Consider the following 1,529-nt stretch of genomic DNA (forward strand, 5'->3'; position numbering starts at 1 on the left):
GAAGTTGTCAAGTCAAATGAGACGGTTTGATGCTATGAAGACTGTCTTGCTGGTTCTGTCTCCGGCTTCGGTTCGTTGATCCAGACTTGCCCGGGAATCGCGGGCGGCACGGGGCGGCGGGTGAAGCGTTCGGGGTGGCGGGCGTATGCCTCGGCGAGGGTGACCGCGCGCTGCTCGCGGACCAGTTCCGCGGTGCCGAAGTGGACGGAAGCAGGGGTATGCAGGCCGATGCCGCTGTGGCGGTGCTCGTGGTTGTAGTACGAGATGAAGCCCTCACACCAATCCCTGGCGTGCGCCAAAGAGTTGAAGGAGTCCGGGTACTCGCCGCAGTACTTGATTGTTTTGAAGTTCGCCTCGCTGAAGGGGTTGTCGTTGCTCACCTTCGGCCGTGAGTGCGATCTGGTCACGCCGAGGTCGAGCAGCAGCTGGGAGACCTTCTTGGACGTCATGGAGGTGCCGCGGTCGGCGTGCACGGTCTCGGGCACGATGCCGTTGCGCTCGATGGTCTCGCGGATCAACTCCTCGGCCCGGTCGGCGGATTCAGCACGTTCGACGGTGAAGCCGCAGATGTAGCGGCTGTAGATGTCGATGATCACGTAGAGGTGGTACCACTCGCCCTTGTCCGGGCCCCGCAGTTTGCTGATGTCCCAGGTCAGCACCTGGCACGGGGCGGTGGCCACCAGTTGCGGGACGGTCTTGGCCGGGTGGGTGGCCTGGCGGCGCCGCTCGCCGGACTGCCCGGCGGCGGCCAGGATCCGGTACATGGTGCGCTCCGAGCACCAGTAGCGGCCCTCGTCCAGCTCCCGGGCCCACACCTGGGCGGGCGGCAGGTCGACGTAGTCGGGCCGGTTCAGCACGGCCAGGATCTCGGCCCGCTCGGCCGGGGTCAGCGCCGAGGCCGGGGCGGGGCGAGGGGCCCGCTCGCGTGGGGTGGGCGGGTTGAGCCGCCGGTAGTGCGTGGCCCGCGAGCGGCCGGTCAGCCGGCACGCGGCCGCGGTGGTCAACTCCCGTTCCAGCGCGGGAAAGAACTCGTCGACGATCTGGTCGGCGGCAGGCTTCAGTCCGCGCTCTCGGAGAGCAGTTCCAAGAGCGCGTTGGCTTTTCCCATGAGCTCCAGCGCGGCGTCCTTGCGGGCGGCCTCGGCCTCCAGCCGGGCGACCCTCTTGCGCAGCCGCTCCAGCTCGGCCTGCTCTGCCGCCTTCTTCGGCCGGGCGGCCGAGGTGCGCTGGTCGGTCAGCGTGGCCATCGCGCCCGCGTCCCTTGCGGCCCGCCACTCGATGATGTGCGAGTGGTAGAGCCGCTCGCGGCGCAGGATCGCGCCCTTCTCACCGTTCGGTGCCGCGTCGTACTCCGCGACGATCCGCAGCTTGTACTCGGCCGGGAACGTGCGCCGCTTCGGACGCGGTGCCGGGTCCCGCTCGGGACCGGACTGGGGGTCGGTGGTACTGGCCATGCCGGGGTTGCTCCTGTCTCGCCCATCCAGGCTAACCCGAGGTGCCGGGTGCCTCAGCCGAGACTGTCAGGAAGGG

Annotated in this window: 2 protein-coding genes; both read right to left on the bottom strand. The window is 68.8% G+C overall.

The window, feature by feature from the left end; genetic code table 11:
• Positions 1 to 32 precede the first annotated feature (32 nt).
• Positions 33 to 1,061, bottom strand: a complete 1,029-nt coding sequence (locus AB0N06_RS38860; RefSeq protein WP_366139371.1) for an IS3 family transposase — start codon at positions 1,059 to 1,061, stop codon at positions 33 to 35.
• Complete coding sequence (locus AB0N06_RS38865; protein ID WP_366139370.1) at positions 1,058 to 1,453, bottom strand: hypothetical protein; 396 nt, start codon at positions 1,451 to 1,453, stop codon at positions 1,058 to 1,060. The genes AB0N06_RS38860 and AB0N06_RS38865 overlap by 4 nt, the downstream gene beginning before the upstream one ends.
• Positions 1,454 to 1,529 lie beyond the last annotated feature (76 nt).

The sequence above is a fragment of the Streptomyces sp. NPDC051020 genome, assembly GCF_040683105.1.
Taxonomy (GTDB): Bacteria; Actinomycetota; Actinomycetes; order Streptomycetales; family Streptomycetaceae; genus Streptomyces.